The organism is Klebsiella sp. C349492 (assembly GCF_042055345.1).
Lineage (GTDB): Bacteria > Pseudomonadota > Gammaproteobacteria > Enterobacterales > Enterobacteriaceae > Klebsiella > Klebsiella scottii.
The window spans coordinates 1,117,785-1,142,155 of sequence record NZ_JANQCE010000001.1; the positions used below are offsets into that span (position 1 = coordinate 1,117,785).

The 24,371-nt window shown below is 56.4% G+C and carries 21 protein-coding genes; 5 read left to right on the forward strand and 16 right to left on the reverse strand.

What is annotated here, in order from left to right:
- Positions 1–90: 90 nt before the first annotated feature.
- The 5 genes from NWP14_RS05275 to NWP14_RS05295 all read right to left on the reverse strand — a co-directional run bounded on the left by NWP14_RS05275 (position 91) and on the right by NWP14_RS05295 (position 9,439).
- On the reverse strand, positions 91–594 hold the full coding sequence (locus NWP14_RS05275) for an Imm70 family immunity protein (RefSeq protein WP_095097570.1): 504 nt from the start codon (positions 592–594) through the stop codon (positions 91–93).
- The gene (locus NWP14_RS05280; RefSeq protein ID WP_375214919.1) at positions 591–5,747 is read right to left on the reverse strand and encodes a DUF637 domain-containing protein; all 5,157 of its coding nucleotides are present in this window, start codon (positions 5,745–5,747) and stop codon (positions 591–593) included. The genes NWP14_RS05275 and NWP14_RS05280 overlap by 4 nt, the downstream gene beginning before the upstream one ends.
- Positions 5,748–5,800: 53 nt before the next feature.
- Positions 5,801–7,282 carry a ShlB/FhaC/HecB family hemolysin secretion/activation protein gene (locus NWP14_RS05285; protein WP_375214920.1) on the reverse strand — a complete coding sequence of 494 codons (1,482 nt, stop codon included), beginning with the start codon at positions 7,280–7,282 and terminating at the stop codon, positions 5,801–5,803.
- Positions 7,283–7,761: 479 nt separating this feature from the next.
- On the reverse strand, positions 7,762–8,799 hold the full coding sequence (locus tag NWP14_RS05290; RefSeq protein WP_095097561.1) for an NADP-dependent oxidoreductase: 1,038 nt from the start codon (positions 8,797–8,799) through the stop codon (positions 7,762–7,764).
- Between the two features lie 64 nt (positions 8,800–8,863).
- Positions 8,864–9,439 carry an XRE family transcriptional regulator gene (locus tag NWP14_RS05295; RefSeq protein ID WP_095097557.1) on the reverse strand — a complete coding sequence of 192 codons (576 nt, stop codon included), beginning with the start codon at positions 9,437–9,439 and terminating at the stop codon, positions 8,864–8,866.
- 202 nt (positions 9,440–9,641) lie between these two features.
- On the opposite strand from NWP14_RS05295, the gene NWP14_RS05300 reads away from it, so the two are divergent.
- On the forward strand, positions 9,642–10,160 hold the full coding sequence (locus NWP14_RS05300; protein ID WP_095097554.1) for a GNAT family N-acetyltransferase: 519 nt from the start codon (positions 9,642–9,644) through the stop codon (positions 10,158–10,160).
- Positions 10,157–10,606, forward strand: coding sequence for a DMT family transporter (locus NWP14_RS05305; RefSeq protein ID WP_331835287.1), 450 nt, complete (start codon positions 10,157–10,159; stop codon positions 10,604–10,606). Before NWP14_RS05300 ends, NWP14_RS05305 begins: the two co-directional genes overlap by 4 nt.
- A gap of 8 nt (positions 10,607–10,614) precedes the next feature.
- Here NWP14_RS05305 and NWP14_RS05310 read toward each other — a convergent pair whose 3' ends face one another.
- Entirely contained in the window at positions 10,615–10,848 is a 234-nt protein-coding gene (locus NWP14_RS05310) for a YdcY family protein (RefSeq protein WP_095097548.1), read from the reverse strand.
- 17 nt (positions 10,849–10,865) lie between these two features.
- Entirely contained in the window at positions 10,866–12,467 is a 1,602-nt protein-coding gene (locus tag NWP14_RS05315; RefSeq protein WP_095097545.1) for an ABC transporter substrate-binding protein, read from the reverse strand.
- A 270-nt stretch (positions 12,468–12,737) separates the two neighbouring features.
- Between NWP14_RS05315 and NWP14_RS05320 the strand changes: the two genes are divergently transcribed.
- Positions 12,738–14,171 (forward strand): aldehyde dehydrogenase, encoded by a 1,434-nt coding sequence (locus NWP14_RS05320; protein WP_375214921.1) that lies wholly within the window; start codon positions 12,738–12,740, stop codon positions 14,169–14,171.
- Positions 14,172–14,198: 27 nt separating this feature from the next.
- Here NWP14_RS05320 and NWP14_RS05325 read toward each other — a convergent pair whose 3' ends face one another.
- Together NWP14_RS05325 and NWP14_RS05330 are read right to left on the reverse strand one after the other, a co-directional pair.
- Entirely contained in the window at positions 14,199–14,948 is a 750-nt protein-coding gene (locus tag NWP14_RS05325; RefSeq protein WP_375214922.1) for an alpha/beta fold hydrolase, read from the reverse strand.
- Positions 14,949–15,031: 83 nt separating this feature from the next.
- On the reverse strand, positions 15,032–15,205 hold the full coding sequence (locus NWP14_RS05330) for a GhoT/OrtT family toxin (protein WP_095097536.1): 174 nt from the start codon (positions 15,203–15,205) through the stop codon (positions 15,032–15,034).
- Between the two features lie 189 nt (positions 15,206–15,394).
- On the opposite strand from NWP14_RS05330, the gene yncL reads away from it, so the two are divergent.
- Positions 15,395–15,490, forward strand: a complete 96-nt coding sequence (gene yncL / locus NWP14_RS05335; RefSeq protein ID WP_071844919.1) for a stress response membrane protein YncL — start codon at positions 15,395–15,397, stop codon at positions 15,488–15,490.
- A gap of 50 nt (positions 15,491–15,540) precedes the next feature.
- Here yncL and NWP14_RS05340 read toward each other — a convergent pair whose 3' ends face one another.
- Positions 15,541–15,861: a hypothetical protein gene (locus NWP14_RS05340; protein WP_223261761.1), complete on the reverse strand. Its 321-nt coding sequence runs from the start codon at positions 15,859–15,861 to the stop codon at positions 15,541–15,543.
- A 590-nt stretch (positions 15,862–16,451) separates the two neighbouring features.
- On the opposite strand from NWP14_RS05340, the gene NWP14_RS05345 reads away from it, so the two are divergent.
- Complete coding sequence (locus NWP14_RS05345; protein ID WP_095097533.1) at positions 16,452–16,574, forward strand: small membrane protein; 123 nt, start codon at positions 16,452–16,454, stop codon at positions 16,572–16,574.
- A 695-nt stretch (positions 16,575–17,269) separates the two neighbouring features.
- Here the strand turns inward: NWP14_RS05345 and patD are convergent.
- From patD to NWP14_RS05375, 6 genes are all read right to left on the reverse strand, one after another.
- Entirely contained in the window at positions 17,270–18,694 is a 1,425-nt protein-coding gene (gene patD / locus NWP14_RS05350) for an aminobutyraldehyde dehydrogenase (protein WP_095097530.1), read from the reverse strand.
- Between the two features lie 22 nt (positions 18,695–18,716).
- Positions 18,717–19,523 carry an ABC transporter permease gene (locus NWP14_RS05355; RefSeq protein WP_095097527.1) on the reverse strand — a complete coding sequence of 269 codons (807 nt, stop codon included), beginning with the start codon at positions 19,521–19,523 and terminating at the stop codon, positions 18,717–18,719.
- Positions 19,513–20,442, reverse strand: coding sequence for an ABC transporter permease (locus NWP14_RS05360; RefSeq protein ID WP_095097524.1), 930 nt, complete (start codon positions 20,440–20,442; stop codon positions 19,513–19,515). Before NWP14_RS05360 ends, NWP14_RS05355 begins: the two co-directional genes overlap by 11 nt.
- A 1-nt stretch (position 20,443) precedes the next feature.
- Positions 20,444–21,457, reverse strand: coding sequence for an ABC transporter ATP-binding protein (locus NWP14_RS05365; protein WP_375214923.1), 1,014 nt, complete (start codon positions 21,455–21,457; stop codon positions 20,444–20,446).
- A gap of 17 nt (positions 21,458–21,474) precedes the next feature.
- The gene (ydcS, locus tag NWP14_RS05370; protein WP_095097518.1) at positions 21,475–22,620 is read right to left on the reverse strand and encodes a putative ABC transporter substrate-binding protein YdcS; all 1,146 of its coding nucleotides are present in this window, start codon (positions 22,618–22,620) and stop codon (positions 21,475–21,477) included.
- A gap of 300 nt (positions 22,621–22,920) precedes the next feature.
- The gene (locus NWP14_RS05375; RefSeq protein ID WP_095097514.1) at positions 22,921–24,339 is read right to left on the reverse strand and encodes a PLP-dependent aminotransferase family protein; all 1,419 of its coding nucleotides are present in this window, start codon (positions 24,337–24,339) and stop codon (positions 22,921–22,923) included.
- Positions 24,340–24,371 lie beyond the last annotated feature (32 nt).

Sequence of the window (24,371 nt, forward strand, 5' to 3'; positions counted from 1 at the left end):
AAAATATTAAATTAAAGGTTAAGGCCGGTCTCTGGATTCCAAAACAACCTTTCCCCGCAGCAGACTGCGGGAAAAGGTTACACTGAGTAATCACCTCTTCCAGAAAGGAAGATCTTCATCCGTCAGCCGGTCAAATTCCTCAACGGGTCTCTTGCTGTCTTCAATTGCGTAGGGTACCTCAGCTCGCCCCAATAGCATGGGAACAAATTCGCCAAGTTCATCATGAAATTTGAGAGTCATTTCATATGCGATATTGAATCCTGTGAAAAATCTACCAAAAAAAGACGCCAAATCATTAGCATTGACATTCCATGATATTTTATCCTTATCGATATCCAGGGCGGAATAAAACTCATTATCCAAGGGAAGCCTGGAAAGTCTTGATTGGATCTCGTCCATTTCTATTTTGGCTTTTTTTATATCTTCATAATTTAACGAACGTTTATAAAGCTTTAACATTATCACAGGATACTCAGTCCCCCAGGCACCGTTTTCAAGAACCTTAAATACTACATTAAAAAAAAGTTCGACATCATCTGAAGAACCTAATCCATAAATGGTTGCAGCACCTAAAACCCCTATTTTCTTCATCATTCTATAAACCTTATATTTGCAGATTTAATGATACCATTAGATTTACTGGCAATATCCTGGATTACTTTAAATCTAATATCAGAAGTCAATACCTGCCCTCTGACATCAATAACCACCTCCTGCACCATTCCCTGAGGTAAGTGCACCTGACGCGCTATGGCCTGCTCCGAAACCTTGTTAATCAAGCCATTAAGATTCGTGGTAATATTATAATTTTTTACCTCTATTGAGCTTAGTTTCCCGAGAACAAAGTCAGGCCTGACACTACCAGAAGTACCATGAGGAACTATACTCCCATTCTTGTAACTGAGCTGCTCACGCCATTCACTCCCTAAATTTTTCCCTGCATCAATTTCAGACTGTCGCCACGTAGGTCTGCGGAGTAAAGCAATCTCATCACTGACGCTGTTAAGAGCCTGAATGGCCTCACCAATTTTACCTTCATTACGCAAAAGGCGCGCTATTTTTGAAGCATTTTTGATTGCCGAGCCAGCCCCTGGCAATAGAGTTACGGCCGCCAGCGTGTAGTCAAGTTTTGTTTCAGCCTCAGCAAATGAACTGATAGTCCCTAGCACCGGCATCATATCAATAAGCAGAAAAGATACTGAGGTTCTGTTATCTATACGCTGCTGTGCCGCTTTATCTCCGTTTTTGGCTGCCTCATAATCAGCTGCAACAGCCGCGACCATTGGCTCAATCAAGTGTTCATCAAAATTATAGCGATAAACCAGTTGAGCGGCATCTGCGCCACTATATGCTCCTGTAGAGCTGTTTGTCACAACTGCACCAGCTAATGAACCAATAACTCTGGCAATCTGTTCATTATTTTCTTTTTGCTGCATGGCATTGAGCAAATCAGCAATCTGTCCCGTTACATCTGCATCATATTTTGGAGCAAACAGCCTGGGATACATAATTACCCCAGCCAGTTCCGCTGCCAGGGCGCCAGCGGCCGCGCCTTTACCGTCACCCCGCCCGATTTCCGCGCTGATGCCGGCCAGCACCGCATGGCTGACCGATTTCCCGGCCACGCCTAACACTTCACCGTTATCCCCAATTAGCCCCGCGCCTTCGGCCTGAACCTGACTACCAATATTCGCCAGCAGGGCGTTAGTCAGGTTGTCCTTAAAGCTGCCACCATTGATGGTGGTGTTCAGGCTGGAGCTGATAACCGACTGACCGGCCACGCGCTGGACAACTTTCCCCCAGTCTTCATTTCTCACCAGAACCGGTAATTTTGCTTTATCGGGCGGAACATCAATATTCATGACTTTATCAAAGCCCGCCAGAGCACCGCCGATAACCATGGAGGTTGCCAGAGATTTAACGGAGCTACTGCTTCCAAGGCTTTTTAGCGTTTTTGACAGATTTCCCTGATTTTCAACCAGCGCAACCGCCGCCTGAGAAACCAGGGATGTCATACCCGCATAGGCTGAGCCATACACTGCCGCGGAAGCCGTTGCGCCCGTAACGCCGGTTGCCGAAATAGCGGTCGTGCCTGCTATCGTCGCAAGACTGGTACCTGCAGTTACCGCGGCCGCGGCTATCGCAATCACCGCGGCAACGGCCGGATTCAGGCTCTGGCTTTTATAGTTCCAGCTGTCGTAGGCATCCTTAACCTCGTTCCACTGTACGTCATTACGGGTGTTCAACCCTTTTAGCCATTCAGTACCTGGTTGAACACTCAGTGCAGTGATGGCTCCCTGCAGCACCTGACCATTTTTGGTTTTGACATCAGCACTGATGCCGCTTGCCGCATCCACCGTCAGCTTACCGCCGGCGTAAACGGAAGGAAGAACCCATTTCCCTTCGCTGTATCCCTTATCTGCCTGTTTAATATAAAAGCCTTTCGAGGTGCTGACGGTCTGCTCGAAGGTCGTATTCTTCACCGCCAGGAAATTAACTTTCCCGTTGGTACTGGTCAGCGTCGCATTTTTCCCCGCCTCAATTTTACTGGCTTCATAGGTACTGTCATCGCGACTCAGCAGGTTGAGATTGCCTCCGGCGGTAAACTCAGTCACCCGATTGGTGGTCGTATGCTTTGTCTGCTTAACCGTCGTTTTCTGTCCCCACCATTTCCGTTTGGTGGTTTGCTTCTCATAATGGCTGGACTCTTCCATCGCCTGGGCATATAGCCAGCCGCCTTTCGCCGCCACGTCCATCGCGCCTTTCGCCAACAGTCGCGATGCCTGGAACAGAATACTGCCGCCCGAAATCACCGTCAGGGCGCCACCCGCATTAAGCGTCACACCGGTCTGGCTGACGGTCTCCGTCCAGGTATTCCCGGACTCCCGATAAACGGTCCCCCGCGCGGACTGGAATTGCATATTCCCGCCGGAGGTCAGCGTGATATTACCGTTCGATGTCAGCGTGCTACCGTCGGCCAGGATACTTTCGTTTGCCGCCAGCGTCAGTGCCCGCGCCCCGCGCAGGTTGGTAAGTACATGAAGCTCATCGCGGTTGTTATCGTTCTGACCATCCGTGACGCCATAGCCATAAGCGCCGAGCCAGATATTTTTTCCGGCCTGCAGGGTAGTTTTATTTCCGGCTATAACACTGGCGCCAGGCAATGCAATATCCGCAGCAGCATTAATGAGGATATCTTTTCCCGCGGTCAATGAACTGCGCAATTCAAGCGTACGGTTTTCAGCAAAGTATGGGTTGAACCGGCCGCTCAGGGTGCGCATATTCATATCAGCATGCACGCCAGCGGTCATGTTTATGTTCCCGCCGGCTTCAGCCTGAATACCTCTCAGAATTAAGTACTTTCCACTGCTTAGTGTGATATCCCCGGATGCACGCAGCGGCTCTCCAGGCAGCATCCGGTTAAACAGTTCCTGTTTGCGGGCCGGGGTCAGGACAATGCCCGGGCGCTCATGGTCCAGCATGGCTTCATTTTTATCCAGGGTGATATTACCATTCGCAACCAGAGAAATATTCTGGCTCAGGACCGGGAAACGGGTGTTCCTGAGTAGAATATTGCCACCTGCTGTCATGGATAAATCACGTGAAGCCTCCAGACTCCCCAGCCAACGTAGCCCATCTGCATGGAAATAGTTCGGCTGTTCACTGGTGTGCAAGTTCACGTCGCCAGTGCGGCTGACGAGAGTGATATTCTGCCCCTTAAGTTCACTTTGCCATGAGTCGATATTCCCGCCAGCTAAAACAGAAATGTCCTTGCCAGCTGTCAGTAGCGCCAGTGCGACTTTAGTAAAAGTATCTGATTGAAGTGTAATATCACCGGCAGCCTTGATGACATCAGTGGTAATGATGCTACCTGCATGCAGCAGGATATTTTTGGCGGTGATGGTGTCGGGTCGAGCGATAACATCCGAATATCTTGCCCGGGTATCATAAGGCTCATAGCTTTCAATCCGCTCAGAGAAATCAGCCACCAGATTGCCTGTTGCAGCCAGGGTCGCTGGAGATAGCGCTGAATTTCGCCAGCTCAGGACTTCACCTGTTTTCTGGAAGGTGTAACTTTTGTTTTTTTTGTCAGCAATCGTGAGTTGGTTTTCCGGTACCGGTGATGACACGGTACTGGATGGTCGGTAAGATGTATCGTAAACCGCCCAGGTATCCATAATCCCCGTTTTGCCGCTAATATGTTTCAGCGTTTTTCCGGTCATAATCAGATCGCGTCCGGCTCGAATCTGACTTTCATTATTGATTAGCTGAGTAGCATTTAAATAGCTATTTCCTCCGGACAGAATTGAAGCAGCAGGAGAGGATGCCGTCCTGCGTAACTCTTTTCGCCCACTGTTAACCAGCGCAGTCTGATTAAAATCAACCGTACCAAACCATTTCCCGCCCAGCTGAGCATTCCAGTATGTCACGTCGGCGAGAGTGATATTGCCGGATGCATGCCGGATAGAGTTGATAGTACGATGCTGCGGTAATTTCACGAATTGCGTTGAGTCCGGACTGATATCTTTCCATTCGTAAGTCAGAACATCACGGGTATTGTTCAGCGTTTCCGTACGGATGACCAGGTCTCCGGTATTGGTCTGAATACGTGCAGAACGGTTCTCCACCAGAGTCGCTTTATTACCCTGAGCATCCTTCTGTATCCACAGATTGTTGTTACTGTGCAGGGCGGCGCCCTCGCCGGTGTTGCGCACCGTGGAGGCAAACACCCGCATATCCCCATGCGCCGTGGTACCGCTGCGGTTATCCACTGTGGTGGCCGCCAGCGTCATATCGCGCTCTGCCCGTACGCTGCTTCCGGCTGACGTGACGATCTCCCGACCGCTAACGTTCAGGTCGGTCTGCGCTTTGACGTTGCTGAGGGTGATTTTTCCGGCCGCCGTCAGGGATATATCCCGCTGGGTTGAGGTAACGCTGTTCAGATTGACCCCCACCCCGTCTTCGGTGGCAACAAGACGAATTTTCCCGGCGTACATACCGCCCAGCGCCTTCGTATCAACAGCCAGTTGAGGTTTCGCCCCCTCCCCGGCAACAGGTTTTACCGTGCCATCTTTAAAACTGACCTGGTTCACCCCCAGGGTCATGGTGAGGGTTTTCGCGTTAATTTTTCCATTCAGCTCGGTTGCCCGGCTGATAATATCAACATACTCCGCGCTATTTCCGTCGAGGCCATTGCTGCCGATAATCACTGAGCCTTTCTTAACGGCTAATGCATCCAGCGCCCCTTGTTTATCGAACTGCGGCTTGCCGGTGGTCAGGGTAACCGAAGGCGCGTTAATAAATCCGCAACCATCGCAGGTAATACCGTTCGGGTTGGCTATCATTACGCCAGCTTTATTACCAAAAACTTCCAGCTTGCCTTTTAACTCTGAGCGATTGCCGCTGGTGACTTCGTTGATAATGAGTTCAGCCGGTTTGCCGTTTAATTTGGCATTACCATTGTCAATGGTGACGCCCAGCTGTGTTTTCCCGCCCTGCGTCGCGTTATTTAACACGGCACCGGAGGCCCCCACGTTGAAATCCTGATAGGTGTTATGCGAAATGCCGGCACCGTTTGGCGTGGCGATGTTCACCACCGGTACGTTGCCGGGCTTGATGACAACCTGAGTATTCCCGTTAGCTGCAACGATGCCGGCGGCAATTGCGGGATGTAAAGGCTGAACGGCGGTAAGGTAGATCAACAGCCAGCTGGCGCCCCTGGCCAGCGGATGGGCAAGCTTATCCATATCTGAACATCCTTTTATTCTGGAGCCAAGGGGCCCCTGCTGTGTGCCGGCAGTTAAAGTGAAACGGTGGCCTGCCAGTAAACCACCTGTTTATCCGGGTTAAGTCGGTCGGGATACGATAGCGGCATGGCAACGGTCAAAGACTGGCTGAGCCAGCGGCCTGCCAGCTCCAGCCCGAGGGAGGTCCCCGTCAGCGTGCCGCCATCGGTTATCCCTTTCTGGCTCACCACATGCCCGGCATCCAGCGCGCCCGTGGCTGACAACGTGCCGACGCCAGGAATGGTCATCCATTGCCATGTCAGTTCATTGCGCCAGTAGCCGCCGCGGTTGCCGCTGAGATACTGTTCTTTAAATCCTCTGACCGAGTACTGCCCGCCAACGGACAGCTGCTCGCTGGCGTAAAGGCGATCGGGCGTGGTTTGTCCGTATGCGGACGTCAGCCAGTACAAAGAGGGCGTGAGGGGATAAAACCAGCTGGCGCTCAGGCTAAAGCGGCGGAATTCACTGCGCGGTAGCTCAGGATGAGCGGGGTCGTCGCGGGTGGCTCCGGCGAGGCTCAGGCCATGTGAAAGCGACGGGCCGACCGTTAGATAGCCATTACCGAGAGTACGACTGTAGCTGAGTCCGGCTATTACGCTGGTCAGCGTTGAACTGCTGACGCCGAGACGTACGTCTCCCAGGCGATTCTCAGTTTCCCGGCGAGAAAAGGCCATATCCAGCGCCACCCGCTGTTTCCCGTCACGCCATAGCGTTCGGTTAACCGCCAGACGCTGGGTCTGGACGGTCCCGTCGTACCGCCAGCGAGAGCTCGAACCGCCAACGGATAAGGTCTGATAAAAATCGGACCAGCCGTATTGCGCGCTGAACAGCCAGTATCCATAAGGTACTGTGACTCCGGCCTGAAGGTTACGGCTACGGCGGTCATGATGAAACTCGCTGTCCCTGCCTGCGGATAGCATCCATTGATCCGCCAGGCTGAGCGGATTATCTACGGTCAGCTGCGCATTCATCTGTCTGCTGCCGGTACTTTTTTGCCCGCTATTATCAGCCCCTAAGCTCAGGCTCACCGGCAAATGATGGTCAGTCGCGATCAGCTCTACCCGGGAAAACCCCTCTCTACTCCCGGGAAGAATATCTATGGTCAGGGTCCTGGAACGCAGGCGATTAAGCTGGTCAAGTCCCTGCTCAAGGTCCCGCAGATTCAGAATCCGACCTTCGGCCTGCGGGAACACCATTCTTAGGGCGTTATCCTGGCTGCCGGCAAGAGTGATGGTTTCCACTTTTCCTTCAGTAACTTCAAGCAGCAGAAGCCCACCAGAAATATCCTGTTCCGGCAGCCAGGCGTGAGAGGTAATGAAACCGCGGGAGAGATAGGCCTGAGTGATATCGCGGACGCGTAGCTGAATGTCCTGCAGGGACATACATCCTTTTGCCGGCACTGACGTCAGCGTCTTCTGCGCATCGCGAGGTAGAGCCGTGCTGCCCAGCAGGCGGATTTGCTTAAGAGCAAAACATGGACCTTTTTCAGCCGACAAACTCTTATCCGCTGAAAGCTGTATGGGCGTGCTGTTTCGGAGCGCCTCTCGTTGCTGCTGAGTATGGTCCAGCAGAGCCTTCTGCTGTTGCTCAATAGCGCTCTGGTCGGCCGGACTCAAAGGTGCCGCTGACAGAGCAAAAGGTATGAGTAACGGTGCAACAAAAAACCAAAGACGGCGAGCGGCAGGCAATAATGTCAGCATCAAAAACTCCATTTTTTGAAATGTTGCGACATTAAATGTAATATTTTGTAATTAAATGTCCATTAAAAATTCAATATTGTGCATCCGTACTCATCTGAAAAACAGGCATGGCGCGTTACGGTTAGCCACTGAAGTAACGTATTCACGTTCGCGGAAGAAAGATAAGACAGGATATTTAACAAAGAGATGAGTTAAGGAAAACCCCGGATAGGGCGCGCCAGGGCTGGCGCTTGCAGATCCTCGCCCCGGCGCTCGACGCCGCCGGGGCATAAGCGTTACTCGTCCGGCGAAACCCGGACCACAACCTTACCGAAGTTCTCACCCTTCAGCAGGCCGATTAAAGCGCGGGGGGCGCTCTCCAGGCCGTCGATTTGCTGCTCGCGGTACTTAATTTTACCTTCCTGCACCCAGCGCCCCATCTCCTGCTGGAACTCGGCGATACGGTGGCCGTAATCCTGGCCGATAATAAAGCCCTGCATCCGAATCCGTTTTTTCAGCAGCGTGCCCATCAGCAGCGGCAGACGGTCCGGGCCATCGGGCAACGCGGTCGCGTTGTAGCCGCTGACCAGGCCGCACACCGGCACCCGCGCCGAGGTATTAAGCAGCGGCAGCACCGCATCGAACACCTTGCCGCCAACGTTTTCATAGTAAACGTCAATGCCCTGCGGGCAGGCCTGCGCCAGCTGTTCGGCAAAATCAGGCGCGCGGTGATCGAGGCAGACGTCAAAGCCCAGCGTCTCGACCGCGTAGCGGCATTTCTCACTGCCGCCGGCAATACCGACGGTGCGGCAGCCTTTGAGCTTAGCAATCTGCCCTACCGTTGCGCCCACCGGCCCGGTGGCGGCAGCGACCACCAGCGTCTCGCCGGCCTTCGGCTGCCCAATATCCAGCAGCCCCATATAGGCGGTAAAACCAGGCATGCCCAGCAGGCCGAGCGCCCAGGATGGATGCTCCGGCTGTGCGCCCAGCTTCACCAGCCCGCTGCCGTCGGACAGCTCATAATCCTGCCAGCCGCCGTAGCCCAGCACCCACTCTCCGGGGGTAAAGTCAGCATGATTTGACGCGACAACCCGGCTCACCGTGCCGCCCACCATAACCGCGCCGATGGCGACCGGCGGCGAGTAGGACGGAGCATCGCTCATGCGGCCGCGCATATAGGGATCTAAAGAGAGAAACACGGTGCGTAACAGCACCTGTCCCGGACCCGGAGACGGCACATCGCCCTCTTCCAGACGAAAGTTTTCTCCGGTCGGCTCGCCGTGTGGACGAGAAGCCAGCACCCAGCGACGGTGACGTTGCGAATTAAAAGCCATAGCAAACTCCTCTTTTAAAGACCTGTACTGAGGCTAGCCGCAATTATCCCCGCCTGCATTGGCATTATGAGGCAGATTGATTCAGCCTCACGACCAGATAGATGCAGGAAGTGGCGGATTCATTGATAAAACGGCAGTCGTTCGGCGGCCCCAGCTCCAGGCAATCTCCCGCCTGCATTTCATGACGCGTGGCGCCCTCAACAAAGACCAGCTCGCCCTGCTGCAGCCAGATCAGCTGGCGCGCCAGCGCATAGGAGGCTGCGGGCATCGGGACATCGCTACCGGCGGGAAGCTCCACCTGCACCAGATCGATAGGCAGATCGCTGCGCGGCGAGACGTGACGGCGCAGATAGTGGCTCTGCGGATCGCGCCACACCGGCTGGTTGGCAAAGCGCAGCAGCTTGCCTTCCTGCATCTCCGCCCGGGCGATCAGCGTCGACATACTGATGCCAAAGGCGCCGGACAGACGCCCCAGCATCGAAGCCGTCGGGCTGCTCTCACCGCGTTCGATTTTGTGGATCATCGCCCGCGATGCGCCGGCCCGTTCCGCCAGCTCGCTCAGAGACCAGCCTCGGGACTCCCGTTCGATGCGAATGCGGGCGCTGATGCGCTGATTGATGTTGTCTTCGATAGTATTCATAGCGTAGTACTATAGTGTATGAAATGCGGCGTAACAAGGTGGTGAAAGTGAAGCTGTTTCTACGGCTCTGATTCCCTCCATCCGCTTGTCGTAGCGCTCTGGCGTACCTTAGTAAAAAATTTTGCCTAAAACAGATGACAGCATTGCGTACATTATTGTAATAATATCGTACTACTATAGTGTACGAAACTTGAGGTTTGCTATGACCATCCGCTATGCCTGTAAAGAGGATTGTGCGGCGATTGCCGGGATCTACAACCATGCGGTGCTGCACACCGCCGCTATCTGGAATGATAAAACCGTCGACACCGATAACCGCATTGCCTGGTTTGAAGCGCGCCAGATAGCCGGTTTCCCGGTGCTGGTGAGTGAAGAGGACGGCGTGGTGACCGGGTATTCATCCTTTGGCGACTGGCGCACATTCGACGGCTTTCGCCATACCGTCGAGCATTCGGTCTACGTGCACCCCGATCACCAGGGAAAAGGGCTTGGCCGTACCCTGCTCGTGGCGCTGATTAAAGAGGCCCGCCGCCTGAAGAAACACGTGATGGTCGCCGGAATTGAGGCGCAGAACCACGCCTCGCTGCATCTCCATGAAACCCTCGGTTTTGTGACCACCGGCCAGATGCCGCAGGTCGGCACCAAATTCGGCCGCTGGCTGGATCTGACCTTTATGCAGCTCCAGCTCGACGATCGCCGCGATCCGGATCCCGACGCATGAACCAGTCGCTGACGCTGGCCTGCCTTATCGCCGCCGGGATCGGGCTGGTGGTGCAGAATACGCTGATGGTGCGAATCACCCAGTCCGCCTCCACAATCCTGATTGCGATGCTGCTTAATTCGCTGGTCGGGATTGTAATCTTCGTCACTATTTTGCTCCTGCGTCACGGCGCGGCGGGCGTTCATGAGCTGGCGGAAAGCGTGAAGTGGTGGACGCTGATTCCGGGTTTGCTGGGGTCATTTTTTGTCTTTGCCAGCATCAGCGGGTACCAGAACGTCGGCGCGGCAACCACCATTGCGGTCCTGATCGCCAGCCAGCTGGTCGGCGGCCTGATCATCGATTTAGCGCGCGCCCACGGCGTGCCGTTTCGCGCACTGGTGGGGCCGCTTTGCGGAGCGGCAATGCTGGTGGCAGGCGCCTGGCTGGTTGCCAGACGCCAGTTCTGACGCGGATATCAGAGGATAGATCCACCCTTGGTCAACTGCTCACGCCGCCCTTCCTGCTCTTCCTGGTGCTGGCGTCCATGATGAGCAATCGTGGTGCGTAAACGCTGCTGCTGGATATAGCGATCGTCGCGATCCAGCCCGGCGTCATCGCTAAGTTCGATCAGCAGCTCGTTCATGTGGGTAATCACCCCTTCGGCAATCGCCGCGTCCACGCGGGCGATAACCTCATCCAGATGTGCCATCCTGCTCTCCTTTCGGCTTAATTCAGTTTTACCTTTGAAAAATCGCTGCCCATCAGGCTCACGCTATAGCCGCTGACGTTGCTGCGCGTGGCATAGAAGGTTTTTCCCGTCGCCAGGGTGATCCACGGCGCCTGCTGATAAAAAATCTCCTGCGCCTGGCCGTACAGCTTCGCCCGCGCCTGCGGATCGCTGACCAGAAGCGCTTTCTTCACCAGCGCGTCGTAGGACTTGTCGCACCAGCGGGCGACGTTAGAGCCGGTTTTGATGTTATCACAGCTCAAAAGCGTCCCGGCAAAGTTGTCCGGATCGCCGTTATCCGACATCCAGCCGAACAGAGCGCTATCGTGTTCGCCTTTGCGCATCCCGGCGAGATATTCGCCCCACTCATAGGTGACGATTTTGGCCTTAACGCCGACCTTGCTCCAGTCGCTCTGAATCATCTCCGCGATGCGGCGGGAGTTCGGGTTATAAGGCCGCTGAACCGGCATCGACCACAGGGTTACCTCTGCGCCATTTTCCAGCCCCGCCTGCTTGAGCAGCGCTTTGGCCTTCTGCGGATCGTAGTCGTAGTCCGGGAGATCTTTCTTATAGCCGAGCATATTGGCCGGCAGCGGCGATTTCGCCACGGAGCCGGAATCCAGGAACACCGCTTTAACGATCGCCTGCTTGTCGGTCGCGTAGTTCAGCGCCTGACGCACCAGCAGATTATCGAACGGTTTTTTCTCGGTATTAAACGCCAGATAGCCGACGTTCAGCGCTTCGACCGAGTGCAGCGCCAGATCCTTATTGCCTTTGATCACCGGGAACTGTACCGGTGAAGGCGCCGGAATAATCTGGCACTCATTGGTTTGCAGCTTCGCCAGCCGCGTCTCAACGTTTGGCGTGATCGAGAAGATCAGATGCTTTGTCGGCACCTCGCCTTCCCAGTAGTGCGGGTTGGCAATATAGCGGATCTGTGAATCCACCTTATACTGCTGCAGCGCGTACGGGCCGGTACCAATAGGCCAGGTATCGACATACTCCGGCGTGCCTTTTTTCAGCATCGCGTCGCCATACTCCGCAGAGAGAATTGAGGCGAAATCCATCCCCCAGTCGGCGAGGAACGCCGCATTCGGCTCCGCCAGTACGAACTGGACGTGATAATCGTCAAGCTTTTTAACCTCTTTGATCAGCTTATCCAGCCCGACGTCGTGGAAGTACTCGTAGCTGCCCTGGGAAACGTTATGGTACGGATGTTTTGCATCCTGCTGGCGCAGCACCGAGAAGAGCACGTCATCGGCGTTGAAATCGCGGGTCGGCTTGAAGTATTTGTTGCTGTTGAACTGCACGCCTTTACGCAGGGTAAAGGTCCAGGTCTTGCCATCCGGCGAGACGGTCCAGTCGGTAGCCAGCGAAGGAACCGGCGTGTTTTTCTGCGGGTCGAACGTAATCAGGCGGTTGTAGAGCACCTGCGAGCTGGCCACAAACGAGGGACCGGAACTGGCAATCTGCGGGTTGAAGGATTCCGGAGAGGCTTCGGAGCAGTAGACCAGCGTATCGTTACCGGCCGCCCAGGACGCAGCGGCTGGCAGCAGCAGTGCGCCGAGCGCCAAAGCAAGACGTGTTTTCCCTGTAGACATGGTTATAAACCTTATAAATTTGTTATATGCCCTCTAATAACAGCACAGCAGGAATCAACCGGCAAATAATCAATCGGTATCAGGTTATGCTGAAAACGCCGTTTTTGCCGATTTATTCAACACTCGCCGCCTTTTTGCACCATTTAATCGGCTGAAGTTGTGAACTGCCTAAAAAGCCTGAAAAAAATCGTGCGATAACCGCCCTCCCAGCCCCCCGTCGTCTCCCTGCCCGGTACACTCGGAAAAACAGCAAAAGATGAGGTTCCACCGATGAGCTTAACCTGTAGCCTGTACACCAACGGCCAGTGGCACGACGCTGACGACGGCGCTACCTTTACCCGCAGCCATCCGCTGAACAAAGCGGCGGCCTCCACCGCTGCTGCCGCAAGCCTCGCCGACGCCCGACGCAGCGTTGAGGCCGCGGCGGCCGCATTTCCACAGTGGCGCGATACCTCCCCTGGCGAACGCCGTCGCCTGCTGCTGAACGCCGCCGAACAGATGCTGCTGCGCGAAGCCCGGTTTATTGCCGCTATGGCGACGGAAACCGGCGCAACGGCCCACTGGTCAGGTTTTAACGTCCATCTGGCCGTCGATATTCTGCGTGAAGCCGCCGCGCTCACGACCCAGATTGAGGGGCAGATAGTGCCGTCGAACGTGGTGGGGAATCTGGCGATGGCCGTGCGTCAGGGCGCTGGCGTCGTACTCGGAATGGCGCCGTGGAACGCGCCGCTGATCCTGGCGACGCGGGCGATTGCCACCCCCCTTGCCTGTGGCAATACGGTGATCCTCAAGGGCGCCGAGCTGTCGCCCGCCTCTCAGGGATTAATTATTGAGGCCCTCGCCGCTGCCGGATTCCCGGACGGCGTTATCAATTATCTGACCTGCGCGCCTGCGGATGCGCCGGCGTTAGTCGAATCGCTGATCGCCCATCCCGCGGTGCGTCGGATCAATTTTACCGGCTCAACGCCGGTGGGCAGGATCATTGCCCGCACCTGCGGTCAGCATCTGAAGCCTGCGGTGCTCGAACTGGGCGGGAAAGCCCCGCTGCTGGTGCTCGATGACGCCGATCCTGAACAAGCGGCGGCGGGCGCCATATTTGGCGCTTTCGCCAACGCCGGGCAAATCTGTATGTCAACCGAACGTATTATCGTCGACCACGCGATTGCCGATGAGTTTGTCGCGCTTATCAGCCGCCGCGCGGCGAGCCTACCCGCAGGTTTGATCGGACCGGTTGTCGATATGAAGACCGTCACGCGCTGCAATGCGCTGATTGACGATGCGCTGGCAAAAGGCGCCCGGCTGTTAAGCGGCGGCAAGGCCACGTCCGTGCAGATGGCCTCCACCCTGCTGGATGGCGTCACGCGCGACATGCGCATCTGGAGCGAGGAGTCGTTTGGACCGGTGAAGGCGATTATCCGCGTCGGCGGAGAAGAGGAGGCGCTGGCCGTCGCGAATGAGAGCGAATATGGGCTTTCGTCGGCGGTATACAGCCGCGACAGCGCCCGGGCATGGAACGTCGCGCAGCGCTTACAAACGGGGATTTGCCACATTAACGGCCCCACCGTTCACGATGAGGCCCAGATGCCGTTCGGCGGCTGCAAATCCTCCGGCTACGGGCGCTTCGGCGGGCGCGCAGGCGTTGCCGAATTTACCGAACTACGCTGGATAACAATGCAAATGCAGCCTCGCGAACTGCCGTTTTAACCCTAAGGGCAGCGCGCGTTGTTCGCCTCAGCAGCGGCTGGCGATCGCTGCCGCCAGCGCGGCAGGATTTTCCCAGGCCATCGAGTGGCCGGCATCGGGCACAACCCGCAGCATAATCCCTTCCGCGACGGCGTTTTCGGCCTCCTGCGCAGGGAGCGACAGCGCGCCATAGATAAGCGTCGTCGGACAAGAGAGCTGGCAAAAAAGCGTAAACCATGATGGCGTTACGCCGGATACCAGGCTGTTTGCTCCTCTCCAGACGGCCCAGGGCGCGCTGTTCTGTAGGCACCCAGCCCAGGGCGAAGATTCCGCCGCCAGCATGTCGGCATAGCCTCCGGCGACAAACTTCGCTTCCGTCTGCGCGGCAATCGCCCGGCTGTATACCCCACCGCCGGCGTACAGATTGGGCTCGGCCACCAGCAGCGCAAGCACGCGTTCGCCTAACCGTACAGCCGCTTCAATGGCAATACTGCCGCCCATGCTATGGCCGTACAAATAGCAGCGCGACAGCTCCAGGTGGTCAAGGAGTTCTACCACCACCTGCGCCTGTTCCGTGGTACTGTAACCAAACTCAACGGGTTTATCGCTATAGCCGTAGCCAGGTAGATCGATAAGCACGACCCGGCGCCCGCTCAGCGCGGGATCGGCAGCCACTCGAGGATAATCGTACGAAGAGGCGCATCCCAGACCGTGGATAAACACGATCGGATCGCCGCTACCGGGCAGATCGAACCAGCGTACGGTGGCGCCGGCCAAAGAGGAGAAGAAACCGTTCATATAGATAAGCTCCCGTTAATTGAACTGTGTTTTTATACAGTCATTATTAACGGATGCCAACGCTTTCTTCGTCTCAGAATGTCTCAGAATAGAGAAATAAGGAGCGCGGTCGGAAAACTAAACGGCCAGGTTGCGCCGATCAGCAGCGCCGCCAGCAGGCGAATCAGGCGACTTTCTTTGGTTAAAAACCAGCTGATAACTGCGCAGATAAATCCCATCACGGCATAAAAAATCAGCATCTTTTGATATAGGGTCATTCTTAGTCCTTCCCTGAAACGCCTTTACGACGCGCCTCTTTCAGCAGCGGAAAGCGGGCCAGAGATTAATACATGACAAAGTAAAATACTGCGCGTAGCCAACAGAAAACGCCCGATTCATCCTTGTCTGATAGCACATCCTTTGACCTCGTACTATACCTGTAGAGGCTTACTCATAAAGGTGGCGTTATGGATGTTTCCAGCAAAACCGTAATTCTGATTAATGTCGGCGCAGCATTTGCGCTTATTAGCCTGCTATCCGTTCGTTTTGGTTGGTTTTACTGATTTTTTCTCAGCAAAGAAACCTAAAAAAGCAGCCTTAAAGGGCTGCTTTTTTACGATTTAATAGCGACAGTACGGGTCGTGTCCACCTGGGACGTAGCCTGCAACACGGCAGTAGCCTTGAGGTTATCAGGGTTATACTCCGGCAACGGATTGACCTTTTCGCTATCCCATTCAGCGGAGAGACAAACGGCTTCACTCGCCCCCTGCTTTTCACAATCCAGAACGCGCTGAGCGGGCAAATTTCCATAGAGAATGGCGGTAGCGGTAGCCACCAGCAGAAAAAATGCTATGTTTTTCAAAACAAAATCAACTTCACAGTAACAAATTATGACAAATGTTCGCATGGCCGCCCCGCCAAAGTCAAACGCCAAACGACCTCCCACATTCAATAGATACAAATTTTATCTAACCATTAACATTAATTAAACATTAACTTTAATTAATAAAGTGAGTGCGACGAAATAAATCTGAAATACATTTCGGCAATACTGCCGGGACTCTTAAAAAGAGAGTCCGGGCCCGAGCATGGCCTGGCAAATAGCACCACAAACAGAATGGATATAGTTTATGCCGGCGCGAAGAAAATAAATTAACCTTACTTCTTCAGGAAAACGATCCTCCGCTGCTACAAATCCACCATCTGCCGTCAGGAAGTATCAGATTATGCTTAAAAAATCAGCATAAACTCACGTCTACAGATAACTAACAATAATGTATGACGAAGAGTTCTATTAGCGGAAAATGCGATACTTCTTAAATCTCGTGCTGCTGGCAGAACGGTAATCATGCCGACAACCCCATGCTTGGTGCGGCCTTAGGCCGATCCTTACTCTCCCAGGCTGGCGGCACTTCATTTGAAAGAGAACAAATACTATTTGCGTTATCTCAAGGATGAATTTACATTCATAAACATTGGTTATGAATACTTTTTCTGTTGCTCATTTTAAATTTGAGGTGGAATATGTCCGGGATTGCCGTGCTTATTGTGGCGTTAATATTACTGGTTATCGCAGTTTATAACCTTATTTCTTACGTGCGTGAACGCCGCCAGTCAAGCTTACCGAGTAAAAAGAATAAACGCTAGGCTAATGCATTTATCTGCCTGAATAGTATCGGCAATAGCGAAAAAATTATTTACCATTCTCATCTTGTGCGTATTAGCTCGCGCGCTTAGCTGCGTCAGGGCGTTACAGCGATGTAACCTCTGTCGAAACCGATGGTGTAGACCGCCCCCTTCCCTGCCCCTGCTGCCCGCTTCTGTTATTTCCGCGTTAACGCTGCCGCCTGCTGCATGGGCAAAAAAAGCCCCTGCACTATTAGTTAGTGCAGGGGCGGGGATATTTGCGAGCCCCATCCGGCGCTTATCTCCGGCACTCATCATGGCTTAGCTCTTGAAGGGGCATAAGAATATTCTCATATCAGCAGCCTTCTGTCTTAGCAATTCCTGCCATCGATGATTATTAGCAGGCTAACCTGATTGCAGGGTGATTATTGCGCTGCATAGTCAATCCCGCTGCTGTCGCCATCTCTATGAGCATGTGCCGCCGAATGATTCACGGCCGCTGCAATTCTCAGAACAGCTCCCCTCCTCTAAACCCGTTCTGGTACCGGTGATAGATTCTCCCGGCCCGGCAGGAAACTCTTACTGGAAGGTAGAAGCGGCGATAAAAAAGTCGGCGGAAGGATGCGCCTCGGCTGGGATATTCATCTATGACGCCACTGATTGCCAGATACCGCCGCCGACGGGCCTGAACGCGCTCCGTCGGCGGCATGCTGCGTTTAGTGCTTGATCATCACGTGGCGCACGACGGTGTAATCCTCCAGGCCATACATCGACATATCCTTCCCGTAGCCCGACAGCTTTTGCCCGCCGTGCGGCATTTCGCTCACCAGCATAAAGTGGGTATTCACCCAGGTGCAGCCGTACTGCAGGCGGGCGCTAAGACGGTGCGCTCTGCCAACGTCCCGGGTCCACACCGACGAGGCCAGACCGTACTGCGAATCATTGGCCCAGGCCAGCGCCTGCTCCTCATCGCTGAACGCGGTGACGCTCACTACCGGACCAAACACCTCGCGCTGGACAATATCATCCTCCTGCTTCGCCCCGGCCAGCAGCGTCGGCTGGTAGTAGTACCCCTTCCCTGGCGCCTTGCTGCCGCCGGTCACCACTTTGATGTGCGCCAGCGCGCGCGCGGCATCAACGGCGGCGCTCACCCGCTCCAGATGCGCCTGCGAGCTAACCGGCCCCAGCTCCGTCGCGGCATCTTCCGGCGGGCCGATTTTCAGGCTGGCAACCGCCGCCCCCAGTTTCTCCACCAGCTGGTCGTAAATGCCCTGCTGGGCGTAGATGCGGCAGGCGGCGGTACAGTCCTGGCCGGCGTTATAGAAGCCGAAGGTCCGCACGCCCTCAACGACCGCATCAATATCCGCATCGTCAAAGACGATCACCGGCGCCTTGCCGCCCAGCTCCATATGCGTACGCTTAATCGAGGAGGCCGTATGGCCAATAATATGCGCCCCGGTGGCTATCGACCCGGTCAGCGATACCATCCGCACCTTATGATGGCCGGTCAGCGGATCGCCCACGGTTTTACCTCGGCCAAACAGTACGTTGATGACTCCAGCCGGGAAAATATCTTTTGCCAGCTCGGCCAGCTTCAGCGCCGTCAGCGGCGTGATCTCTGAAGGCTTAATCACCACGCAGTTCCCCGCCGCCAGCGCCGGAGCCAGCTTCCAGGCCGCCATCATCAGCGGATAGTTCCACGGCGCGATGGAGGCCACCACCCCAACCGGGTCACGGCGGATCATCGAGGTGTGCCCTTCCAGGTACTCACCGGCCGCCATCCCCGGCAGGCAGCGCGCGGCGCCGGCAAAGAAGCGAAACACATCCGCCACCGCGGGCAGCTCGTCGTTAATCACGCAGTGCAGCGGTTTGCCGCAGTTCAATGACTCCAGTTTGGCGAGGGTTTCCGCATGCTCGGTAATCACCTCCGCCAGCTTGAGCAGGCACTCCGCGCGGGTTTTCGGCGTAGTCTGGCTCCAGCCGACAAAGGCCAGATCCGCCGCCTCAACCGCCGCATCCACCTGGGCCGCCGTCGCCTCCGCAATCTCCAGCAGCGCTTCGCCATTAGCAGGATTGAATACCGGCACCAGTTCGCCTTCACCCGCCACTAATTCGCCGTTGATCAAAAGGTTATGTTGCATAGTATTATCCTGTACACGTCAGTTATTTGCCGTTTTCAGCGCTTATGTCGCCGTCACGGGTTAGCCACCAGGCCCCTAAAATCGGAATGGTCGTCACCAGCATCACCAGCAGAGCGACAACGTTGGTTATCGGTACATCGCGCGGGCGTCCCAGCTGATTCAGCAGCCACAGCGGAAGCGTGCGCTCGTGCCCGGCGGTAAAGGTGGTGACGATAATTTCATCAAACGACAGCGCGAACGCCAGCATTCCCCCGGCCAGCAGCGCCGACCCCAGGTTGGGTAACACCACGTAGCGGAAGGTCTGCCAGCCCGTCGCCCCTAAATCCATCGACGCCTCCACCAGGCTCCAGGAGGTCCGGCGAAAGCGGGCGATAACGTTGTTAAATACCACCACCACGCAGAAAGTGGCGTGCCCCACCACGATGGTGAAGAGACCCGGTTCGAGGTTAATCGCCTTAAACGCCGTCAGCAGCGCCAGGCCGGTAATGATCCCCGGCAGCGCGATGGGCAACAGCAGCAGCAGCGACACGGCGTTCTTGCCAAAAAAGGCGCTGCGCCACAGAGCCCCTGCAGCCAGCGTGCCAAGTACCAGCGCGATAGCGGTCGATAGCGCGGCAATCTTCAGTGACAGTGTCACCGATTCGATAATGTCACCCCGCCCGGCCGCTTCGCTAAACCAGCGCAGCGTCAGGCCCTGCGGCGGAAAGCTAAAGGCGGCGTCTTCGGTGTTAAAGGCGTACAGGGCAATGATCAGCAGCGGGAAATGCAGGAAGATCACCCCGCCCCAGGTCGCGACTTTCAGAAACAGCGGTGCGCGTTCAGAGTGCATCAAACGCTCCCAGGCGTTTAACAAACGCCAGATACAGGGCAATCAGGACTATTGGCACGAGGGTAAACGCTGCCGCCATCGGCATATTGCCAATCGCCCCCTGCTGGGAATAGACCATATTGCCGATAAAAAAGCCCGGCGGCCCCACCAGCTGCGGCACGATAAAATCGCCCAACGTCAGCGAGAAGGTAAAAATCGACCCGGCGGCAATGCCGGGGATAGCCAGCGGCAGCACCACATAGCGAAAGGTTTGCCGCGGCCGGGCGCCGAGATCGGCCGACGCCTGCAGCAGCGACGCCGGTATGCGCTCCAGCGCCGCCTGCACCGGCAGGATCATAAACGGCAGCCAGATATAGACAAAGACCAGGAAGCGGCCAAGCCCCGAAGTCGACAGCGTATTGCCGCCCACCGCCGGGATCGCCAGCAGCAGATTCAGCGCGCCTTCCACCCCAAGATGGCGCAGAAACCACTGCGCCACGCCATCTTTTGCCAGCAGCAGCGTCCAGGCGTAGGCCTTAACGATATAGCTGGCCCACATCGGCAGCATCACGGCAATATAGAAAAATGCCTTCATTTTGCCGCTGGTGTAGCGGGCCATATACCACGCCATCGGCAGCGCCAGAACAGCGCTGGCCAGCGTGACCGTCAGCGCCATCACCAGAGTACGGATAATAATGTCGTAGTTGGCCGGGTTGAATAGCGCCTTGAGATTAGCCAGCGTCAGGTCGGTAGTGACCGACATGGTGAAGTCGTCGAAGGTATAGAAGCTTTGCCACAGCAGCGTCAGCAGCGAGCCCAGATAGACGATGCCAAACCACATCAGCGGGCCGAGCAGCAGCAGAAACAGCCCCAGCGACGGCCGGCGCCAGAATAGCCCAGACAGGCGGCCGGAGGGAGCGTTAGCGATAAGCGTTGCCATATCAGCCACCGTTATCCAGAGGGACCATCGCCGCCCGCGACCAGGACGCCAGCACCCGCTGTCCCGCCTGCGGGGCGCTCAGCGCCGCGCCGCCGTCGCTATTCGCCTGGCTCACCAGCAGCCTGTCGCCGTCGGCCAGCCTTAGCTCGATTCGCGTTGCCGCGCCCTGATACTGCACCGCCTGCACCACGCCCTCGACCTGAACCTCTCCGCCGCCGTGCAGCCGGATATGTTCCGGACGCAGCGACCAGCTGCCCGGCATACCGCACAGCCGGGCGGAGAGCTCGGCGTCAAAGACGTTGGCCGTGCCGACAAACCCGGCAACGAAGGCCGTTTTCGGGCGCAGGTAGAGATCGTGCGGCGCGTCGACCTGCTCGATGCTCCCGTGATTGAACACCGCCACCCGGTCGGACATCGACAGCGCTTCGCTCTGGTCGTGGGTGACAAAAATAAAGGTGATCCCCAGCGCCTGCTGCAGCTTTTTCAGCTCCAGCTGCATCTGCTCGCGCAGCTTTAAATCCAGCGCCCCCAGCGGCTCATCCAGCAGCAGCACCCGCGGCTCGTTCACCAGCGCGCGGGCAATCGCTACCCGCTGCCGCTGGCCGCCGGAAAGCTGGGACGGTTTGCGCGCATGGACAAAGTCAAGGGCCACCTTCTCCAGCGCCTGCTGGGCGCGGCGGTGGCGCTCTTTTTTAGCGATCCCCTTCACCATCAGCCCGTAGGCGACGTTATCGAGGATCGACATATGGGGAAACAGCGCGTAGTCCTGGAAGACGGTATTGACGTCGCGCTGCCACGGCGGCAGCTCGCTGGCCTGCCGGCCAAAAATGGTAATCTCCCCGCCGGAAAGCTGCTCAAAACCGGCAATCAGCCGCAGGCAGGTGGTTTTGCCGGAGCCGGACGGCCCCAGCATTGAGAAAAACTCGCCGTCGCGGATGGCAATGCTTACGCCATCCACCGCGCGCACGTCGCCATACAGCCGCGAGACATTATGAAACTCTACCGCATACGTCATTTCATGCCTCCGGCCGGTCAACGGCCGCCCATAATCGCGATATAGTCCTGGGTCCAGCGGCTGTAAGGGACGAACTTGCCGCCTTCCGCAATCGGGGTCTTCCAGAAGGCGATTTTGGCGAACTGGTTATAGCCGTTGGTTTCGCAGCCTTTGTCTCCCAGCAGCGGGCTGGCTTTACAGCCCTGCGGCACCACCGGCAGCGAGCCGAACCACGCCGCCACATCGCCCTGAACCTTCGGCGTCAGCGACCAGTTCATCCATTTATAGGCGCAGACCGGATGCTTAGCGTCGCTGTGCAGCATGGTGGTATCCGCCCAGCCGGTCACCCCCTCTTTCGGGAAGACGGTGGCGATGGGCTGGCCTTCGCCTTTGAGCCCGTTGGCCTGATACGGCCACGCGCTGGAAGCCACCACGCCTTCGTTTTTAAAATCGCTCATCTGCACGGTGGTGTCATGCCAGTAGCGGTGAATCAGCCCCCGCTGGTCGCGCAGCACCTTCAGGACCGCCTGATACTGGGCCTCGGTAAGCTGGTAGGGGTCGGTAATACCGAGCTGCGGCTGGGTGGCTTTGACAAACAGCGCCGCGTCGGCGATATAGATCGGGCCGTCGTAGGCCTGAACCCGTCCCTGGTTGCTTTTACCGTCGCTAAGATTTTGTTTTACAAACACCACGTTCCAGCTATCCGGCGGGGTCGGGAACACTTTGGTGTTGTACATCAGCAGGTTTGGCCCCCACTGGTATGGCGTACCGTAGACTTTACCGCCCACGTTGAACCAGGCGCCTTTCTCCACCCGCGGATCGAGCGTCTTCCAGTTGGCGATCAGCGCCGGGTTAATCGGCTGCACGCGTTTCCCCATAATCAGGCGCAGCGACGCGTCGCCGGAAGCGGTCACCAGGTCATAGCCCCCTTTCGCCATCAGGCTGACCATCTCATCTGAGGTGGCGGCGGTTTTCACATTCACCTGGCATCCGCTCTCTTTTTCAAACTGGGTGACCCAGTCATAGTTTTTATCCGTCTGACCGCGTTCGATATATCCCGGCCAGGCGATGATATCGAGCCGACCCTCGCCTTTATCCAACGAGGTCGGCGGCTCGGCGGCCTGCGCGGTCAGGAAGGCCATACCCAGCACACACAGGCTGCCACGGGCAATTTTTTTGCTCATCGGGTGTTACTCCTGTCACAACAAAATTAGCGGCAGCCGTGCCGTAAAAATATCTCCCTTAATAACAGTAGACGGCGTGCTATGCCCCTCACGGGAAATTTATTCAGGTTGTGACAAGGGGCGCATTCCGCAAAAAACAACAACAGCTGAACGACAATATGGATTATAGACAAGGAGTTAGAGACAGGAAGCGGGTATGCGAATTTCCTATGATGGATACCGGAAAAATAATGGCCGGTATCGTTTGATAATAATATTTAGTTATTTTCCACCCGCCGTTTACCCGCAGAGAAAATAAGTCTACGGCTCAGCCAGCAGCTCGCGAATAAGCTCGCCGAGGCGCTTAACCCCCTGCTCTTCTCTTTCCCCCCAGCCCCAGGCGGTATTAAAGCGGAAGAATGAGGTCCAGCTGGCGGTGGTGGAGAACATTTTCCCCGGCGCAATGCTGATGTTGTCGCGCAGGGCCCGCGCGCTCAGCTCCCCGGCATCGGCTCCCGCCGGCAGCTCCAGCCAGAGAAAGTAGCCGCTGTCGCTATGGTGGATTTTGACTTCGGCGGGCAGATGGCGCAGCAGCGCTTGCCAGGCCTGCTGCTTGCGCTCAGCCAGCTGGCGACGCAGGCGGCGCAGATGGGCGTCGTAGCGCCGGGTCGACAGGTAGTCCACCAGCGCCAGCTGCATCGGCGAACTGGTCGACAGCGTGCTCATCAGCTGCAGCTGCTGAATTCGCCGGGCGTGCTTGCCGGCGGCCACCCAGCCGATGCGAAAGCCGGGCACCAGGCATTTGGAAAAAGAGCTGCAGTGTAGCGTCATATCCTGGCGATCCCAGAATTTGGCGGGCAGCGGTTTCTCGCGGCCAAAATAGAGCTCGCTGTAGACGTCATCTTCGATCAGCACCACGTTGTAGCGCGTCAGTAGCTCAACCAGCCGCGCCTTTTTCCCCGCGCTGAGGGTAAAGCCGAGCGGATTCTGGCCGTTAGTCATTAGCCAGCAGGCCTTCACCGGATAGCTCTGCAGCGCCTGCTCCAGCGCCGCCAGGTCGATCCCCTCTTTGACGTCCGTCGCTACCGACAGCGCCTTCAGCCGCAGCCTTTCCAGCGCCTGCAGCGCGCCGTAGAAGCAGGGATTTTCTACCACCACCCAGTCGCCCGGCTCCGTAACCGCCTGCAGGCTCAGGTTGAGCGCCTCCAGCGCGCCGGCGGTAATCACGATCTCGTCCGGCGAAATATTCATTCCCTGCAGCGCGTAGCGGCGGGCAATGGCGTGGCGCAGTTCGTCGTTGCCCGGCGGCAGGTTTTCAATCACGCTCATCGCCGTCGCGGTTTTACTGACCTGGGCCAGGGAGCGGTTTAGCTGCTGCAGAGGGAACAGGCGCGGGTCGGGAAAAGCGGAAGCAAAAGGCAGCATGGAGGCCTGACGGCTGGCCTGCAGCACCTCAAAAATGTAGGTATTGATATCCACCGATTCATGCCGGGTCACCTGCGCCGGCGGCTCAGGCTGGCGCGACTTAACCGGTTTTGGCGCGACGTAGTAGCCCGACTGCGGGCGGGCGATAATTCGCCCCTGGCTCTCCAGCAGCTGGTAGGCGTGACTGACCGTCATAAAACTCATTCCGCTGCTGACCACCTGCTCGCGCAGGGAGGGCAAGCGGTCGCCGGGCTGCCAGACGCCGAGCGCAATCTGTTCGGTCAGCTGCTGTGCCAGCTGTTGGTACTTTTTCATAGGTAAGTCCGCAGATGAACGTATAGGCCTAT